Annotated in this window: 19 protein-coding genes and 1 other annotated feature; of the genes, 3 read left to right on the top strand and 16 right to left on the bottom strand. The window is 42.5% G+C overall.

Annotated elements, in window-relative coordinates:
* A partial coding sequence (gene safA, locus ACIQXR_RS19780; protein WP_403080584.1) for a SafA/ExsA family spore coat assembly protein occupies positions 1 to 1,685 on the bottom strand: 1,685 nt, incomplete at its 3' end.
* 283 nt (positions 1,686 to 1,968) lie between these two features.
* Here safA and ypfJ point away from each other — a divergent pair.
* Together ypfJ and ACIQXR_RS19770 are read left to right on the top strand one after the other, a co-directional pair.
* A complete protein-coding gene (gene ypfJ, locus ACIQXR_RS19775; RefSeq protein WP_402875767.1) occupies positions 1,969 to 2,814 on the top strand; it encodes a KPN_02809 family neutral zinc metallopeptidase in 846 nt (281 codons plus the stop codon).
* 148 nt (positions 2,815 to 2,962) lie between these two features.
* On the top strand, positions 2,963 to 3,496 hold the full coding sequence (locus ACIQXR_RS19770) for a transcription repressor NadR (RefSeq protein WP_402875858.1): 534 nt from the start codon (positions 2,963 to 2,965) through the stop codon (positions 3,494 to 3,496).
* Positions 3,497 to 3,540: 44 nt separating this feature from the next.
* Here the strand turns inward: ACIQXR_RS19770 and ACIQXR_RS19765 are convergent, their stop codons facing one another.
* The 11 genes from ACIQXR_RS19765 to ACIQXR_RS19715 form a co-directional block, all read right to left on the bottom strand.
* Positions 3,541 to 4,269 (bottom strand): DUF6944 family repetitive protein, encoded by a 729-nt coding sequence (locus tag ACIQXR_RS19765; RefSeq protein ID WP_402875768.1) that lies wholly within the window; start codon positions 4,267 to 4,269, stop codon positions 3,541 to 3,543.
* A gap of 329 nt (positions 4,270 to 4,598) precedes the next feature.
* Entirely contained in the window at positions 4,599 to 5,474 is an 876-nt protein-coding gene (gene pheA, locus ACIQXR_RS19760; RefSeq protein ID WP_402875770.1) for a prephenate dehydratase, read from the bottom strand.
* 127 nt (positions 5,475 to 5,601) lie between these two features.
* A complete protein-coding gene (locus ACIQXR_RS19755) occupies positions 5,602 to 6,081 on the bottom strand; it encodes an ACT domain-containing protein (RefSeq protein ID WP_402958204.1) in 480 nt (159 codons plus the stop codon).
* 15 nt (positions 6,082 to 6,096) lie between these two features.
* Positions 6,097 to 7,386, bottom strand: coding sequence for a GTPase ObgE (gene obgE, locus ACIQXR_RS19750; RefSeq protein ID WP_402875773.1), 1,290 nt, complete (start codon positions 7,384 to 7,386; stop codon positions 6,097 to 6,099).
* Between the two features lie 48 nt (positions 7,387 to 7,434).
* Positions 7,435 to 7,974 (bottom strand): Spo0B C-terminal domain-containing protein, encoded by a 540-nt coding sequence (locus ACIQXR_RS19745; protein WP_402875775.1) that lies wholly within the window; start codon positions 7,972 to 7,974, stop codon positions 7,435 to 7,437.
* 549 nt (positions 7,975 to 8,523) lie between these two features.
* Positions 8,524 to 8,814 (bottom strand): 50S ribosomal protein L27, encoded by a 291-nt coding sequence (gene rpmA / locus ACIQXR_RS19740; protein ID WP_402875777.1) that lies wholly within the window; start codon positions 8,812 to 8,814, stop codon positions 8,524 to 8,526.
* A 12-nt stretch (positions 8,815 to 8,826) separates the two neighbouring features.
* On the bottom strand, positions 8,827 to 9,159 hold the full coding sequence (locus ACIQXR_RS19735) for a ribosomal-processing cysteine protease Prp (protein ID WP_402875779.1): 333 nt from the start codon (positions 9,157 to 9,159) through the stop codon (positions 8,827 to 8,829).
* Positions 9,160 to 9,173: 14 nt separating this feature from the next.
* Complete coding sequence (gene rplU / locus ACIQXR_RS19730; RefSeq protein WP_402875780.1) at positions 9,174 to 9,482, bottom strand: 50S ribosomal protein L21; 309 nt, start codon at positions 9,480 to 9,482, stop codon at positions 9,174 to 9,176.
* A 13-nt stretch (positions 9,483 to 9,495) separates the two neighbouring features.
* Positions 9,496 to 9,580, bottom strand: a sequence feature (ribosomal protein L21 leader region).
* Between the two features lie 75 nt (positions 9,581 to 9,655).
* Entirely contained in the window at positions 9,656 to 11,125 is a 1,470-nt protein-coding gene (locus tag ACIQXR_RS19725) for an Rne/Rng family ribonuclease (RefSeq protein ID WP_402875782.1), read from the bottom strand.
* Positions 11,126 to 11,166: 41 nt separating this feature from the next.
* Positions 11,167 to 12,033 carry a M50 family metallopeptidase gene (locus ACIQXR_RS19720; protein WP_402875783.1) on the bottom strand — a complete coding sequence of 289 codons (867 nt, stop codon included), beginning with the start codon at positions 12,031 to 12,033 and terminating at the stop codon, positions 11,167 to 11,169.
* Positions 12,026 to 12,775 (bottom strand): peptidoglycan DD-metalloendopeptidase family protein, encoded by a 750-nt coding sequence (locus ACIQXR_RS19715; RefSeq protein WP_402875785.1) that lies wholly within the window; start codon positions 12,773 to 12,775, stop codon positions 12,026 to 12,028. Before ACIQXR_RS19715 ends, ACIQXR_RS19720 begins: the two co-directional genes overlap by 8 nt.
* Positions 12,776 to 13,047: 272 nt before the next feature.
* Here ACIQXR_RS19715 and ACIQXR_RS19710 point away from each other — a divergent pair, with 272 nt between their 5' ends.
* A complete protein-coding gene (locus tag ACIQXR_RS19710; RefSeq protein WP_402875787.1) occupies positions 13,048 to 13,491 on the top strand; it encodes a S1 domain-containing RNA-binding protein in 444 nt (147 codons plus the stop codon).
* Positions 13,492 to 13,617: 126 nt separating this feature from the next.
* Here ACIQXR_RS19710 and minD read toward each other — a convergent pair whose 3' ends face one another.
* The 4 genes from minD to mreC form a co-directional block, all read right to left on the bottom strand.
* Entirely contained in the window at positions 13,618 to 14,421 is an 804-nt protein-coding gene (gene minD, locus ACIQXR_RS19705) for a septum site-determining protein MinD (RefSeq protein WP_402875789.1), read from the bottom strand.
* 2 nt (positions 14,422 to 14,423) lie between these two features.
* Positions 14,424 to 15,107, bottom strand: a complete 684-nt coding sequence (gene minC / locus ACIQXR_RS19700) for a septum site-determining protein MinC (RefSeq protein ID WP_402875791.1) — start codon at positions 15,105 to 15,107, stop codon at positions 14,424 to 14,426.
* A gap of 116 nt (positions 15,108 to 15,223) precedes the next feature.
* Positions 15,224 to 15,742, bottom strand: a complete 519-nt coding sequence (gene mreD, locus ACIQXR_RS19695; protein ID WP_402875793.1) for a rod shape-determining protein MreD — start codon at positions 15,740 to 15,742, stop codon at positions 15,224 to 15,226.
* Positions 15,739 to 16,611, bottom strand: coding sequence for a rod shape-determining protein MreC (gene mreC / locus ACIQXR_RS19690; RefSeq protein WP_402875795.1), 873 nt, complete (start codon positions 16,609 to 16,611; stop codon positions 15,739 to 15,741). Before mreC ends, mreD begins: the two co-directional genes overlap by 4 nt.
* Positions 16,612 to 16,674: the final 63 nt, after the last annotated feature.

The raw sequence follows: 16,674 nt of genomic DNA, 5'->3' as shown, positions 1-16,674 counted from the left end.
GCACCTGGTTGGCCCCCTAGTTGATGGCCATATGGATTCCCCATCATGCCTCCCATTTGGTTGCCGGGCTGGTTCCCCATCATGCCTCCCATCTGATTGCCAGGTTGGTTCCCCATCATGCCTCCCATCTGATTGCCGGGCTGGTTCCCCATCATGCCTCCCATCTGATTGCCGGGCTGGTTCCCCATCATGCCTCCCATCTGGTTGCCGGGCTGGTTCCCCATCATGCCTCCCATCTGGTTGCCGGGCTGGTTCCCCATCATGCCTCCCATCTGATTGCCGGGCTGGTTCCCCATCATGCCTCCAGGTGGTCCTCCTTGATATTCTTGAATTTGAATTTCATCAACCGATTCTACTTCATATTGCATTGGTTGCTGTTTTTCTCCCATTAGACTTTGAATACTAGCTCCCGCATAGGATTCTGAGTATTGTGGTCTGCCTTTATGGAATTGATGATAATCAGGGTGATGGTGCGCCTTGCTTTGCGTTTCCTCCATAGCATAATATTGGCCTTTCACTTCTTTCTCTGGTCCATATGTTCCTATTTCTCCCTTGTTGCAGCCACAATCCTCACTTTCGGCTTGCATATTGGACTGCATATAGGGTTGCTGTTGATAGTATTGATTCGGAGCATACGACGACGATGACGATGACGACTCGGATGATGACTCATAATGGTGCGGCATATACGCACCTGCAACTTGTTGTGGAGTTCCGCCATACATATGATGTGGGACGGGGGCTGAAGCTTGATATGGATAGTATTGCTGACCGGCCTGGTTTTGACTGGCTCCTTGGACGGTACTTTGACCCATTGAATGCATATCAGGAGATTCTCCCCATACGTCTGAACTTTCTTCCATCATTTGATAGCCTTGCATGCCTTGAACACCTTGTTGATAGTAAGGGGCTCCTTGAAAAGCTCCTTGGACTCCATGCATGGGCATGGATGCCCATGGTGGTGGATCGATGTTAAAACCGCTACCTGGCATGATAGGGGTGATTGGAATACAATCATCCACCGGTTCACATATTTCTTGGACAACTGTCTTCTTTTTTGATTTTTTCTTTACCGGTTTTTCTACTGGCTTCACCGCTTCAACCTTTTTCGGGGGAGTTGGTGGAGTTGGCGTCTTCTGTACACTCATGTTGGTCATATTGACCAAATAATAATTATTGATATCTATTTCTGGTATCACTTGTTTCGGTACCTGAACCTCTTTCGGGACAACGATTTGTTTTTCCTTAACGGGCATTTCCTTTATAGGCATTTGTTTTTCTTTAACAGGCAATTGTTTTTCCTTAATAGGCAATTGGTATTCTTTTATCGCAGGCTGTTGATATTTCTGCTGTTCTTTTATAGGTGCCTGATACTTTTGCTGTTCTTTTATGGGTGCTTGATATTTTTGTTGTTCTTTCATCACGGGTTGTTGTTGAATTTGCTGTTCTTTCATTTGAATCGGCTGAATTTGAGATTCCTTGGATTGATAGGTCACTTGTGGCGCACCCATCTCTTTTTTAATTGATCCCGATGTATTTCCAGGTATATTAATTTTCATGCCCGGCATCATCATATCCGGATTACTTAACTGAGAATTAGATTTTTTCAGTTGTTCATAACTGACGCCATATTTTTTTGCGAGCTTCCAAAGCGTATCACCTTTTTGGACTATATGAATTTTCACGCTGATAACCCCTCCTGTGCATATGTCCATATATACTATGATGTAGTGGGTAAATTGCCATTATTATTTATCATGAAAACTTATGCTTGAAGAAACTAAAATATGAATGAAAGCCACACAGTCGGAAAAACCCATTCAAATAAGGGGTTAGCAGGATTGACCGCTTTTTGCCAGAGGGCATTTCTGTCTAATCGATCCGAACTTTGGGTATAAGGTATAGGATTTATAAAATGCTGATCAAGATAGCACTACATAAAAAACAACAGTCTAGGAGGACATCTAAATGAAATGGAAAGGAAGACAAAAGAGTTCGAACGTTGAGGACAGAAGAGGAATGGGTGGAAAGAGCGTCGCCGGGATTGGCGGCGGATTTGGCATAGTTGTCGTTTTGATCGTTATGTTCCTAGGTGGCAACCCGAGTGATGTGTTGAATGGCCTTGGTTCCAATGATATTACTGATAATGGCTCCTATGAGGAAACGGACCAGGAGAAGGAGCTCGCTCAATTTGTCTCGGTCGTTCTTGGAGATACGGAGCGGGTCTGGTCAGAAGAGTTTCGTAAGCAAGGGCTAGAATATAAAGAGCCCACTCTCGTTTTGTATACGGGAAGTGTCGACTCGGCCTGTGGTACGGCCGGTTCTTCAGTCGGACCCTTTTATTGCCCCGGTGATATGAAGCTTTATATTGACTTGAGTTTCTATCAGGAACTTCAAGATGAATATCAGGCACCTGGAGACTTTGCGATGGCCTATGTCATTGCTCATGAGGTGGGACATCATGTCCAGACCCTTTTGGGCACGTCAAGAAAAGAAATGCCGGACCGGTCTAAGGTCAGTGAAAAAGAATATAATAAAGCTTCTGTTCGATTGGAACTTCAAGCTGACTATTTAGCAGGGGTATGGGCCCATCACGCCCAAGGGGAGAATTTACTTGAGGAAGGCGATCTCGAAGAGGCTTTGAGTGCAGCCAGTGGAGTGGGAGACGACACCATCCAAAAGAAAGCTCAAGGGTATGTTGTTCCTGACAGCTTTACGCATGGAACCTCCGAGCAGCGAAAGCGCTGGTTTAATAAAGGATTCCAATCTGGTGATATGAACGGAGGCAATACTTTCAAGGCAAGTAACCTATGATTGTACAAGATTGAGGGCGGACGTTTCCATGTGCCTCCCTCTTTTTTCTGCATTCACCCGCATGTAAGGAACACCATGGGTAAATCGACTTTCATTCGATTAGCCCCTTTATTTTATGGTAAACTATTTGTACATAACGAGGTGAAGGATCATGCAAAAAAAGAAACTATTAGGCGAAGAAAGACGAACAAAGCTCTTACATATCCTACAAACAAGTTCACAGCCTGTTACCGGTAGCGAACTCTCCAAAATAACCAATGTGAGCCGGCAAGTCATCGTCGGTGACATTACCCTTCTTAAAGCGCGAAATGAGCCGATTATCGCGACTAGCCAGGGGTATATCTACTTGCAAACCGAGACTAGACAAAACCCTGAACGGACCATCGCTTGCCAGCACGAGCCCACGCGAGCCCAGGAGGAATTATTTCTACTTGTCGATATCGGCATAACCGTCAAAGACGTGAAAATAGAGCATCCCGTGTATGGGGACTTAACGGCTTCCATCATGGTCAGTAATCGGAAAGAAGTGGCATCCTTCCTTTCAAAGGTTACTAAAACAAAAGCCACATTATTATCGGAACTGACTAGCGGCATTCACCTTCATACCATTAGTGCCGCTTCAGAAGACTTACTGGACGAAGCAGAAGAAGCATTGAATAAAGCCGGGATTTTAGTTAACTAAAATAGGACACTTCGAAGTAAAGGCATTCGAAGTGTCCTATTTTCTTACGAATCGCTCTCGTTTTCGCCTTCATCTCCACTCTCCCCCTCTTCATTGCTTATTAATTGAGCGATCAGGTTGAGAACGGCTCCTATCGCTTGAATCCAGCTCCCTAACGTTTGTAATGTTTCCGGGTCTAATTGTCCCTCATTATACCCTTGGTTCCCATTCCCTTGGCTTCCGTACCCTTGGTTCCCATTTCCCTGGCTCCCATTTCCTTTGCTTCCGTACCCTTGATTCCCACTCCCTTGGCTCCCATTTCCTTTGCTTTCCAGGCTTGGATTCGTATTTTCTCTTTTCAATTCAATAATCCCAGACAGTGCTTGTAATGAATTTCCCAACAGCTGCATTAAATTACCAACTATATTTATCCCTTCAGCTGGTGCATTTTCGGTTATATCCGCCGCAGATACGCCACCGCCTAAAGCCTGAATAAAATTTCCGTTTATAATCAATAGATCATTCGTGTCATCTGAAAAAGTACCTATCAATCCTGTAATAACCGTCGAATTTCCAATGGCCTGAACTGCACTTCCGATTTGATCTAAAGTGAAAGCTTCCTCTCCATCGGCAATTAAAGCATTACCTGTTCCCTGGAGAGTGTTCCCCACCACATCCAAGTTATTTGCAGAATCGTAATCCGATATAAGGGTTGGTGTATTTGCGATGGCGGATAAAACCGTTCCGATGGCTTGCAGCCAAGATCCGAACGTTTCTTTGAACTCATTACTCATCTTTACCGCACATCTCCCATCCCCTCTTTCATCTTTTTCAGTCTTTTACATTTAAATTCTGTAAGAGGATATTGTAACGATAAATCTGGTTTACCTCTTGGTATGTATTTCTCCCAACCCACTTCATAATTAACCCTATTAAATCCTATTATATGGGCTTAATAGCTTTACGTTCTTTAAAAAAGGCAGAACAATGTGTCACTCCCCATTTTTCTAATTAGATTCAAGGCCTCCTAAAAAAAATCTCCTTGGACTTTTATCCAAGGAGATTTTTTAGGAATGTACTTTAAAGACCATTTAACTGTGTTTCCTTCTGTCTACATCTGTCCTTATCGGTGCACCAATCCATTTTGAACGGTAAAGCATGGATAACTGCCCAAGATTGACACGGTACATCCAAGGGCCTCAAGTTCAGAAATCGTGCCTGGGATGAGCACCTCGTCAAGTGCCATTTCTACATCGATAATGAAGAAATAATGACCTAGTCCTGTTTTCATCGGCCGAGATTCAATTTTGGACAGGTTGAGCTTTCTCCATGAGAAAGCGGAAAGGACTTGATGAAGCTGTCCCGAATGATCGGCTGGGAGCTGGATCATCAACGTCGTTTTACTGTCTCCCTCAGTAGTTAAATGCCCACTGAAATCGACTTCGCCGTTGGATACGACAATGAATTTGGTATGGTTATGCTCATAGTCGTGAATATTTCGTTCAAGAATCGTCAACCCATACTCCTGTGCTGCCATTTCGTTCGCGATGGCTGCAATTTTGGCATCCGGATTCTCCATTACCATTTTTGCTGCTGCAGCCGTTGACGTAACATATTCAAATGGGATGCCACTTAGATCTTTATGTAGGAATTTACGGCATTGTGCAATAGCGTGTGAATGGGAATAGACCCTATCCGGTTTAAAGTCAGGATTGGCATGATCCGGATGAACCATGTAATGCTGTTCGATAGGAATCGTGATTTCCCCTTTAATTGGAAGCCTCACTTCATGAACCAGGTAATCCATCGTTATATTTACCGAACCTTCCAACGCATTCTCGATTGGGACCAGCGCATGGCTTACTTCCCCATCGCGGACAGCGTCGAGACTGTCTGGAATCGTACTCATCGGAATTTTACTATCATTAGGAAATAAGCGAGAGACAGCTAAATCCGTGAACGTTGCTTTCGGTCCAAGAAATGCTATTTTTGAAGTCATATTATAATCCCCTTTTCACGGACAATCTATTGTTTATGTTATGCCATTTTCTGATTTATTACAATAGTTAATCTTTAATGACCACACATAAAAAAAAGCCTGTACAATGAACTGTACAGGCTTTATTCTATGCACCATTCCCAAGGATTTCGACCTTTTCGACGAATTCCATTTTACGCAATCTTGTTAAAAGATCATCAATATCCACCGTCATCCCACTCGTGTTGAGCGAGAGAGTGACGTTGGCACGACCCTGTAAGGGAATCGTTTGGTGAATCGTCATGATGTTGCAGCCAGATGAGGCGACCAGTCGTAAGAGCTCCGATAGAGTCCCGGAACGGTCTTCGAGGTAAAAGAACAGAGTGATTAGCTTTTCTTTGACAATCGTATGAAACGGAAAGACCGTGTCCCGATATTTGTAAAAGGCGCTTCTACTCAGATCCACTTTTTGTACCGCTTCCCAAACTGAATCTGCTTTTCCCCGTTCAATCATTTCTTTAGCATCCAGCGTTTTTTTCATCGCTTCGGGGAGGACATCCTCTCGAACGAGGAAAAATTTCTGATCGGCCTTATTCAAAGTCCGCACGCTCCTTTTGCCTACCACCATGGTTTTTACATATTATCAGTCAATAAATTCAAATTCATATTCAAGGATACGAACGATATCCCCGTTTTTCGCACCTTTTTGGCGCAATCCTTCATCGACACCGAATGAGCGAAGTTGTCTAGCAAAACGCTTGATGGATTCTTCACGTGTGAAGTCCGTCATTTTGAATAGACGTTCAATCTTGAATCCTTTAACAGCAAAGCTGCCATCCGATTCACGCTCGATATCAAATTCATCTGAAAGGGCTGTATGTTTATAAAGAACACGATGAACCCCGGTATTCTCTTCTTCATGATCAAGCGGGAATTCAGGTGTTTCTTCGATTTTATCGGCAATTGCATAAAGAAGTTCACGGATACCTTCACGTGTTACAGCTGAAACCGGGAAGACCGGGAATTCCTCTTCAAGCTTTTCTTTGAATGCCGCTAAATTATCTGCTGAATCAGGCATATCCATTTTACTGGCTACGATGATTTGCGGACGTTCAGTCAAACGAAGATTATACTCTTCTAGTTCCTTATTGATTGTCAGGTAGTCTTCGTACGGATCTCTGCCCTCAAGGCCAGACATGTCTATCACGTGAACGATGACTCTTGTTCTTTCAATATGGCGCAAGAATTGATGTCCAAGACCTACTCCTTCAGAAGCACCCTCAATTAGCCCCGGTAAATCGGCCATGACGAAACTGCGGTGATCTTCCGTTTCAACCATACCAAGATTCGGCACGATTGTCGTGAAATGATATTCGGCAATTTTAGGTCGGGCTGCTGATACGACTGAAAGCAATGTAGATTTACCAACACTCGGGAATCCTACAAGGCCTACATCAGCCAATAACTTCAGTTCCATGATAATATCGCGTTCTTGTCCTGGTTCGCCATTTTCACAAATTTCCGGTGCCGGATTGGCTGGTGTCGCAAAACGGGAATTCCCGCGTCCACCACGGCCGCCTTTAGCGATAATGGCACGTTGTCCATGTTCAACTAAATCTGCGATGACTTCTTTCGTTTTTTCATCAATGACAACTGTACCAGGTGGAACTTTAATGACCATATCCTTCGCAGTTGCACCATGCATATTTTTAGACATGCCGTGTTCCCCGCGAGGCGCCTTGAAGTGACGTTGATAACGGAAATCCATCAACGTCCGCAATCCTTCTTCCACTTCAAATACGACGTTTGCTCCATTGCCGCCATCTCCGCCGGCAGGTCCGCCTTTTGGTATGAATTTCTCTCGACGATAAGCAACGATTCCGTTACCACCATCTCCGCCTTTTATATAGACTTTCGTTTGATCGACAAACATGCTATCACTTCCTTGTTTTCTGCAAGTCATTTCTTGCTGTATACTTCTCTAAAACTTAATATCCATCTTAAAGAATAATTCATTCTCATTACAAATACGCATTTCTATTGATTGCTCCGCTGTTAAGGATTTTTCTATAAATTCCACCACCGCGGATTGATCATTGAAACGGCCCTGCAAATGAAAAGAACAACGCATATCACTTATTTCTTTTTTACACATAGAAACAGCCAGTACATTTTCTCCAAAAGGATCGAGATTCTTTTCTAAAACTTTAAAGTAATCGTTCGTCCAACGAGACATCAACTCGTCCAACTCATTGGAGCCCGCAAAAACATCGATAATTTCAAATTCACATTGAAATGTTGAATTACTCCAATTCGACGTCAACAGCATCTCGCTGAACTTTGGCATATTCAAACTAGAGAGCCTTGCCTCATTCTGGGTTTCAATTATGATCTCGTCAATGAATCCTTTGACACGATCAATTCTATTCAACTCCAAATTCCCTTTTATAATTTGAATTCTATTCAGCCAATCATGTCTAGTCTGACGAAGCGTTTCAATAGTCGTCCAATTTTTATCCATTATTAACACCTTCAATTATGATAAAGAAACTTTTTTTGGCTCTATCATGTTGAATACTTCCATTTGTATCAGTATATCAAAAAACAAAACAAACAGGAAATGAAGCTCGATTCACATGCCTTCATATGAAAGCCCCCGTCCAAAAAATACAGCCACACACCCTGAGTTCTTTGGACGATGGTAGAGCCGTTTGAACTTGCAAAGAGAATGGGCTTATTCATGCAACAATTGGAGATATAATAGTTGAATTGAACAGTCTATTTAAATTCAATCAATGTGTTAGTTAGAGCAATCCAGGATTTTACCCCCTAAAGTATAAGAAAGCCCGCCAAAACTGGCGAGCCTTTTGTGAATCAGAGGTGGTTTTCCATACTAATTGACTAAAATCTCCTGCAAAACGCTGGTTATTCATCATATTTATAGTATAAATAAAGGGCCGGACCCCTTCTACACTATATAAAGCATACCATTATCAATAATGACGCGATATATAGTGTCTCATAGAAGGAATCAGACCCTTTTGAGTCAGCCTCTGTTCAAAGATGCCAATTATGCTTCTTGTGCAACTGGATATACGCTTACTTTTTTACGGTCACGTCCGAAACGTTCGAATTTAACAACACCGTCTATTTTTGCAAATAGAGTATCGTCTCCACCACGGCCTACGTTCTCACCTGGATAGATTTTTGTTCCGCGTTGACGGTAAAGGATAGAACCACCAGAAACGAATTGACCATCTGCACGTTTAGCGCCTAAACGCTTAGAGATTGAGTCACGTCCATTCTTTGTAGAACCTACTCCTTTTTTCGAAGCGAAGAACTGAAGATCTAATCTTAACATTTGTTCCACCTCCTACTGGTTGAGGATAATTTTCATATATTTACCATAATCACGTTCGATGGTTTGTAGCGATATGAGCATTGCGTTCAAGAGCAATTGCACCTTCTCTTCGGATTCCGGCGAAAGATTCCCCGGGATGACGCAGCGAAGGTAGCCGCCGTCTTGCCCTTGCTCTATCTCAGGTTCTACATCCGTTAAGGACATAATCGCATTGACCGATCCAAAGGATACGGCCGATACGCCTGCACAAACGATATCGGAACCTTTTTTAGCAAAATCAGCATGTCCGCTTAATGTGAACGAAGAGATCCGTTCTTGCGGAGCATCAAAGATAACTTTAATCATCTTGATATCAGCCCTTACGCGTTGATTGCTTCAATAACAACTTTAGTGTATGGTTGACGATGACCTTGTTTTCTACGATTGTTTTTCTTCGCTTTGTATTTGAAGACAGTGATTTTCTTTTGCTTCCCTTGTTTCTCAACAGTACCTGTTACAGTAGCGCCTTCCACTAGTGGAGCTCCGACTTTCACGTCCTCGCCACCTACGAATAAAACTTTGTCAAATGTAACAGTTTCGCCTGCTTCAGCGTTTAATTTTTCAATGTAAACCGCTTCGCCAGCTGCTACTTTAATTTGTTTTCCGCCAGTTTCGATAATTGCGTACATACTTGCACCTCCTTGAATGTCTCAGACTCGCCAATCACAGGCGTTTTGTCCAGAAGACAAAAAACTTAAGACCTGTTGTTGAGCGGTTGTAGCACGGGTGCTACAAACATAACATTAAAATCCTATCATGAAACCTGAATGACTGTCAATACATTTGTTGGATTTCTTGTCCATCACTTTACTGACCGCTTGATTTCTTCATAACTTCCGAAGCGCCTGATGGAATACGTATGGACCGGGCCCGGAACATAAGAGATCACTAGCTTTTTGGATATCAGTTCTTCCAATGTCGCTTTATATGATTCCTTTTCCCCCAACAGGACATCCCCCACTGATTGGCTAAGTTCCACCCAAACGGCCTCATCGTCCGTTTTGCGGTGCTCCAGCAACTCCCGCTCCAAGCGGAAGGCAACGGTTTCAGCGCTTTCCACCTTTCCACTTCCATTGCAGGTTGGGCAAGGAACCGTCATGGTTTCACTAAGCGAAGGGGATGTCCGTTTTCTCGTCACTTGAAGGATTCCTAGTTCAGTAAATCCGACAACCTTCATCCGCATCTCATCTTTCGCGGCTTCCTTTTTAAACAGATCGATGATTTCAAGCCTGTGTTGCGGTTTCTCCATATTGATGAAATCAATCAAGATGATTCCACTAATATTTCTAAGCCTCAGCTGACGGGCGACTTCTTTTGCTGCCGCTGCATTCACTTCAAAAAGCGTCGCTTCCTTTTCCACCTTGCCTGTAAACTTCCCTGAATTGACATCGATTACGGTGAACGCTTCGGTTTCTTCGAAAATCAGATACCCCCCATTATCGAGCCAGACCACTTTTTTCATGGCCTTCTCGAACTGGTTATCTAGATTCCGTTCTGAAAAAATGTTCTTCGCACCAGTCTCATAGGATATACTCCATTCCTTACCATTAGCCAGCACCCACTTTTTCAACTCTTGACTCGCATCAAAATCGTCGATAAAGAGCTGACCTGATACCGTTTTCGCCATTTCAGCGATAACCATCTCCAGGAATGTATCTTTCTCATAGAGGAGGGCTGGTGCCTTCATCGTACCGGACTTTCCTTCCAGTTCCTTATGCAGCTGCCTCAGTGTATTCAGCTTGTCGAGAAATGCCGACTCACTTTCCTTCTCCATCGAGGTGCGAACAATCACCCCCTCGTCCTTTTGCTTATATTCTGTTGCTTTTTCTCTCCAATACTTTTGCAAACGTTCATTTTTGAATTTCTTCGACACACCAACATAATCTATTCCATGTATGTAAACGAGGGAATCCGTCGAAAACTCGATCAGCCCCGTCAATTTCGCCCCTTTTGTACCCGTTTCATCACGGCTCACCTGAACGAGCAGCTTTTCACCCTGTTTAACATAATGATTGATGGGTGATTTTCCATCACGCTTCGTCAGTTGATATGCCGGAATTTCATCCCGATGCAGAAAACCATTCTTGTCTGCACCATAATCGACAAACACGGCATCCATTCCTGGCAAGACCTTAGTCACTTTGCCAAGATAAATATTACCTACCGTACTATGTTGATGAGGTGGCATGACTTCGACTTTCCGTAACACTTCATCTTCTAGGACAGCTACTCTCTTCTCACGCGAAGATAGGTTCACAATCACTTTTTTCATCAAAAAAATCCTCTCCTCAATTTGAAGAAAGGATATCATATTTAATAAGAATATAACAGGTCACCAATTTGCCCATTGGTCATTTTCTCGGAAAAATAGGCATGAAGTATTTCCGTCTCATCCAATGAGCCACTCTCTTTCCCATTTTTCATGATGATGACGGGATGCTTGCACCCACGTTGAAACAATTCCAGCACTTTATAAATCGGTTCATGGGCATCCACCATGATGGGTTTTAATTTGGCCAGATCATTCGTGTTTCCGTAATGGCGCTGCAGAAGAAACCGCATGAACGCATAATATCGCTGTCGCCACTCCATGATTAGAGAAAGACTGATAAAAAAGATGATCAGCCAAATATTCAGGTTAAGCGGTTCGAGAAGAAGCCATGTTAAAAACGCCAATACAGCGAATGCACCAGAAAAATATAAGGTATATTTCTGAGCCTCAAGGAAGGTACAGTATAGGGAAACACCAATGAAGAGTAGCCTTCCCCCGTCCAATGGCCAAATTGGCAGCAGGTTAAAGAACAACAACATAAGATTCATATAGAAGAAGGAATGATACAGATCAGAAGAAACGACAGAAAAGAAATAGAGCAGGTAAGCCGCTCCAATGAGCCATATATGTTGCAGTGGACCCGCCAGTACGACTGCAAGATCTTCCTTCAAACTTTTATTGCCATATTCCTCGGTCTCGACAGCCCCACCAAAGGGGAGGAGCTGAATCGACTTGATCCGCCATTTAAAATACTGTGCACACGCAGCATGTCCCATCTCATGGATAAATACGATGAGTAAAAGCATCATCACTTCAATAAAGTGTGCCGTAAGGATGGCGATTCCTATGACGAACCACAGCGTCGGATGAATCTTGATTTTGGACAGTAAGTTCGCATATTCAGTCAAAGGAAATCACCTTTTTAGGATCGATGAATGCATCATTTTCTTTAATGGCTAAGTAAAACCTGCCTTTGGAACCATCCTCGCTTACCGTGACCTGTCCTACTTCTTTCCCTTTCTTCACCAGATCATAGAGCTTCACATCAATCTTTTCCAACTGGCCATACCATGACTCACTTTTATTGGCATGCTGTATGACCACAGTCTTACCGATTCCTTCTTTTTCTCCTGCAAAAATGACCACCCCCTCATTGATGGCTTCGACCTTGGACCCTAAGCTCGTTTCCATTATGATTCCCTCACCGTTCGCCTCGAAGGTTTGGGTAATCTCCCCCGATGCAGGCATCGCATATTCTTCACCCGAATCCGCCGTTTCAGTAGTGGATTCAGTCGGTAAAAATGCGATAGGTTTGCCAAAAGCATTTTCATACCAACTGGAAACCGATGCAAATTGGAACTCTTGGTTCATGTTTTCCGTGACAAAGCTTCTGGCTGAGTCCAAGCGAACGGAAGGGTGCTTGAACATCACGGCAACCACCAAGAATAGGCAAATGCTCACCAAGATTTTCAAAAAGAAATATTCCTTCTTAAAGAGCGGATGATCTTTTTCTGAATACCCGTCAAAAGATTCGAATTCGTACGGGTTCTCCTTTTCAATCTCCGTCCAAGTACTGTTAACCACTGGGCTATCCTTCACCTTTCGTCTCTTGGCGATACGATTGCGGATATCTTTCCTGCGATCATCCATTCCAAATCTACCCCCTGCTCATATCAAAGCGCTCATATTAAAACTTATGAGCAACCTGTCCAGACTATGACGAGGAATCGTTTTTCTTTACGACAGATGAATGGTTTGCGTTTTAAAAACGAATGGACGAAAGAAAAAAAGACTGATTTTCAAACGTTTTGAAAGCCTTTCCCTTTTAATAATGGAAGAGGTGAAAAATCCAATTGATATTCTCCTACTTTATTTGTTATAATGAAGTTGTTTTAACATTATTGAGGGGGAACAATTTTAATATGTCAATCGAAATAGGCAGCAAAGTACAAGGTAAAGTAACAGGTATCACTAATTTTGGAGCATTCGTAGAATTACCAGGAGGCTCAACAGGTCTTGTGCATATCAGTGAGGTAGCGGACAGCTATGTAAAAGACGTTAATGACCATCTTAAAATAGGCGACCAAATTGAGGTAAAAGTGATCAGCGAGAAAGACGGAAAAACTGCCTTGTCCATCAAAAAAGCTATAGATAGACCCGAAGGACAAACCTCTTCTTATACTAAACGCCCACCACGCCAAGGCGATAATCGTAATAAAGATTTTCGTTCTAAAGGCAATTTTCAACCTAAGGAAAACTTCGAAGATAAAATGGTCCGTTTTTTAAAGACTAGCGAAGAGAATTTATCTACGCTCAAACGTAGTACAGAATCAAAACGTGGCGGTAGAGGCGGAAGACGCGGATAACCTGTTGCATTTTTAATACTTTAGTACAATAGATAAGGTAAGCCTATTATGAGGCTTACCTTTTTTATATCCATTTTTCGATAAAAATAAAAAAAGCGAGGGCATGGAATGCTCCCGCTCACTAAATTAACGCACACTAAAGAATTTTTTCAATTTAGACATGAAACCTTTTTGCTCTCCACCAATTGGAGTCAACGGCACAGATTCACCAAGAATCCGGCGGGCAATGTTCCGATAGGCAATCGAGACCCTGTTGTCCGGATTGTAAGCTATCGGTTCCTTTTTATTCGCAGCCACAATGACCTGATCATCATCAGGTATAACACCGATAAGATCGATTTTAAGGAAATTGGTTACTCCGTCAATATCCATTTCTTCATCTTCATGTAAAAGATGTCCACGGATTCTATTGATGATCAATTGAGGAGGATCGATATGCTCTTCTTTCTCAAGCAGGCCGATGATACGGTCTGCATCACGGACGGCCGGTCTTTCAGCGGTGGTGACGATGATGGCCCTGTCCGCACCCGCTATCGCATTCCTAAAGCCCTGCTCGATACCTGCCGGACAATCGATCACGATGTAATCATAGTCCGGTTTCATATCACTGATCAGTTTCTTCATCTGTTCCTCATTCACAGCTGATTTGTCACTGTTTTGTGGAGCCGGAAGCAAATAAAGCAAATCTTCGAAATGCTTATCTTTAATAAGTGCTTGATGAATTTTACAACGCCCTTCGACTACATCGACCAAGTCATAGATGATACGGTTTTCCAACCCCATAATCACATCTAAGTTCCGAAGACCAATATCCGTGTCAATCAAGCAAACCTTTTTGCCTAGAAGAGCTAACGACGTTCCTAGATTGGCTGAGGTGGTCGTTTTGCCGACACCACCCTTACCAGATGTTATAACTATTGCCTCTCCCACGATTAGAGACCCCCTTCTAATCTATTTAAATTAGGTCTATATTTCTTCAAAACTTGCAGTTTATCAATGATAATATTTTCTTCGTCGTCCATGAACGCACATTCCAAGTCATGTCCAAATTTCGTATATTGGTCAGGAGATAAGTTCACTTTCCCCGCAATTCGCAATTGTGCAGGTTTCATGATGGATGCAGCGATGATGGCCTTTTTATTCCCCAAATAACCAGCGTGGGCAATGCCTCTCAGCTGTCCCATAATATAGATGCTCCCACCAGCTCGGACAGTACCATCTGGATTGACATCGCCAATGAGCAACAAATCGCCGGGCACTTCAAAAACCTGTCCCGATCTTATCACCCTGGTCAAAGTTGTCACTTGGTTTTCGTCTTTCCACTGTTTCGCATCTTCCTTTGACATGACATTCGAAATCAACTCATCGACGATAAGCTTTTTCTTTTTATGAATAACTTCTTTGATTTTTTCCTTCTGTTCTGCATCTAGATAGCGGTTCCCGGTATGTACTTTAACGGAAATGGACGGGTCGTTCTCTTGAAACTGATAGTTTGCCGAAAGCTTCACTTCTAACTCTTTCAATAATTCGGAAAATGAGCAAGAATCATCGAGATGAAGCATAAACCCGTCCTTTGTCCCCTTAATCATAACATTTTGCTGAATTCTTTTATTCATGACGTTTGTTTCACCTCAATGAAATATAATTCGACATAGGAAAACAATTTACCTTTTTCTACGCACATGTTAAAGAGAAAATACATTTTAGACCGCATCCAACAGTCCAGTGAACGTTATTCCATTTCTCCCTGCAAATCAAACTTTTCAATAAGTCTCTTTAAAGGGTAGCAACTAATAATAATAAAAACGAGATTCAATATGAGCGTTGGAATGAATCTCCGTTCTGCAAATTCCCCGAATCCCATATCCGCAAAAGTAAGAATATGATTCATTTGATATGACACACCCTCAACAAGTGCCGTAAAGACAAGTGCCATTAAACAGGTAATGAGAATATTGTTTTGAAGGATCTTCATACTTTTGGAAATCAAGTATGCTAGGAAAGGTAAAAGGAACATATAAATTCCCAAAATCTCCGTATATACGACATCATAGGTCAGCCCCAAAATAGCTCCATACAACATCCCCAGCTTCCTTGAACCATACATGGTCAGGAAGAAGACGAAAATGATCATGAAACGGGGAACGAGAATGTTATTGGTTCCAAAGACATCCCCCGCGAAAAGTTGCGCAAAAATACTTTCAAAAACGAAGAAAAGCAAGGCTACTAAAGAAAGGATGAAATGTTTCACTTAGCTTCATCCTCCCCTTCAATTTCTTCTTCAGCTCCCTCAACTTCACGTTTAACGACCATTACATTATTGATATCATAGAAATCGGTTGACGGCTCAATATATGCGGTTTGGTTCAACCCATATTGATCCACCTTCACGTCAACAACCTTACCAATTAGCAGACCTTTAGGAAAGATCCCGCCATAACCGGATGTGATGACCGTGGAGTTCTTCTTGATCTTTTTATCATAAGGAATCCGTTTCATCAATAGAAGATTCTTCTCATCATCGAACCCTTCTATCAAACCATATGCCTTATCATTACCCTGGACGATAGCTGAGACGCGGTTCGCTTTATCGATCGAACTCAAAAGCTGAACGGAAGCCGTGAATTCAGTCGTGGCTTTAACTTTACCGATCAAGCCATTGGCAGTGATGACAGCCATATTTTTTTCCACACCGTTACGCTCGCCTTTGTTAATCGTTAGCATTTCATGCCAGCGGTCCGGATTACGACCTATGACCGTTGACTGAATGGGTGCATACTTTCGCAAGTCATCTTCTTTTTTAAGATTATCACGAAGCTCTTCATTTTCTTCTTTCAAATCCTGCACCTGCGTTTTCAACAAGACGTATTCATCCAGACGAGCTTTTAATTTCTTGTTTTCATCGTATGTATGCTGAAGGTCTTTTAAATCCCCTACAAAACCTGTAATACCCGATACTGGTTTATTAAACACATTACCAACCCAACCGGTTGTATCCTTCAAGAACTTTTCGGGCCAAGTTAACTCTTCTCTCTCTTTTAATGAAAAACCGATCAATGCCACGAGAACGATAATACTAACGAGCAAGAGAAGGAGCTTTTTATTAAAAAACTGTGGCATGATGATCTGCACCTCTATTTTAATTTACTCTATTTGCATGAAGTATAATAATATCCTCTGTCA

It is taken from the genome of Peribacillus sp. NPDC097224 (assembly GCF_044761985.1).
In the GTDB taxonomy this organism is placed as follows: domain Bacteria; phylum Bacillota; class Bacilli; order Bacillales; family DSM-1321; genus Peribacillus.
Note: the sequence above shows the minus strand (reverse complement) of the source record. Positions and strands in the feature narration are given on the sequence as shown.

What these genes read in the sequence shown, in the direction of transcription:
- ypfJ (WP_402875767.1), top strand. Translation starts at nt 1,969, where the DNA reads ATGAAATGGAAAGGAAGACAAAAGAGTTCGAACGTTGAGGACAGAAGA.
- ACIQXR_RS19765 (WP_402875768.1), bottom strand. Translation starts at nt 4,269, where the DNA reads ATGAGTAATGAGTTCAAAGAAACGTTCGGATCTTGGCTGCAAGCCATC.
- pheA (WP_402875770.1), bottom strand. Translation starts at nt 5,474, where the DNA reads ATGACTTCAAAAATAGCATTTCTTGGACCGAAAGCAACGTTCACGGAT.
- ACIQXR_RS19755 (WP_402958204.1), bottom strand. Translation starts at nt 6,081, where the DNA reads ATGGTGGTAGGCAAAAGGAGCGTGCGGACTTTGAATAAGGCCGATCAG.
- obgE (WP_402875773.1), bottom strand. Translation starts at nt 7,386, where the DNA reads ATGTTTGTCGATCAAACGAAAGTCTATATAAAAGGCGGAGATGGTGGT.
- ACIQXR_RS19745 (WP_402875775.1), bottom strand. Translation starts at nt 7,974, where the DNA reads ATGGATAAAAATTGGACGACTATTGAAACGCTTCGTCAGACTAGACAT.
- rpmA (WP_402875777.1), bottom strand. Translation starts at nt 8,814, where the DNA reads ATGTTAAGATTAGATCTTCAGTTCTTCGCTTCGAAAAAAGGAGTAGGT.
- ACIQXR_RS19735 (WP_402875779.1), bottom strand. Translation starts at nt 9,159, where the DNA reads ATGATTAAAGTTATCTTTGATGCTCCGCAAGAACGGATCTCTTCGTTC.
- rplU (WP_402875780.1), bottom strand. Translation starts at nt 9,482, where the DNA reads ATGTACGCAATTATCGAAACTGGCGGAAAACAAATTAAAGTAGCAGCT.
- ACIQXR_RS19725 (WP_402875782.1), bottom strand. Translation starts at nt 11,125, where the DNA reads ATGAAAAAAGTGATTGTGAACCTATCTTCGCGTGAGAAGAGAGTAGCT.
- ACIQXR_RS19715 (WP_402875785.1), bottom strand. Translation starts at nt 12,775, where the DNA reads ATGGATGATCGCAGGAAAGATATCCGCAATCGTATCGCCAAGAGACGA.
- ACIQXR_RS19710 (WP_402875787.1), top strand. Translation starts at nt 13,048, where the DNA reads ATGTCAATCGAAATAGGCAGCAAAGTACAAGGTAAAGTAACAGGTATC.
- minC (WP_402875791.1), bottom strand. Translation starts at nt 15,107, where the DNA reads ATGAATAAAAGAATTCAGCAAAATGTTATGATTAAGGGGACAAAGGAC.
- mreC (WP_402875795.1), bottom strand. Translation starts at nt 16,611, where the DNA reads ATGCCACAGTTTTTTAATAAAAAGCTCCTTCTCTTGCTCGTTAGTATT.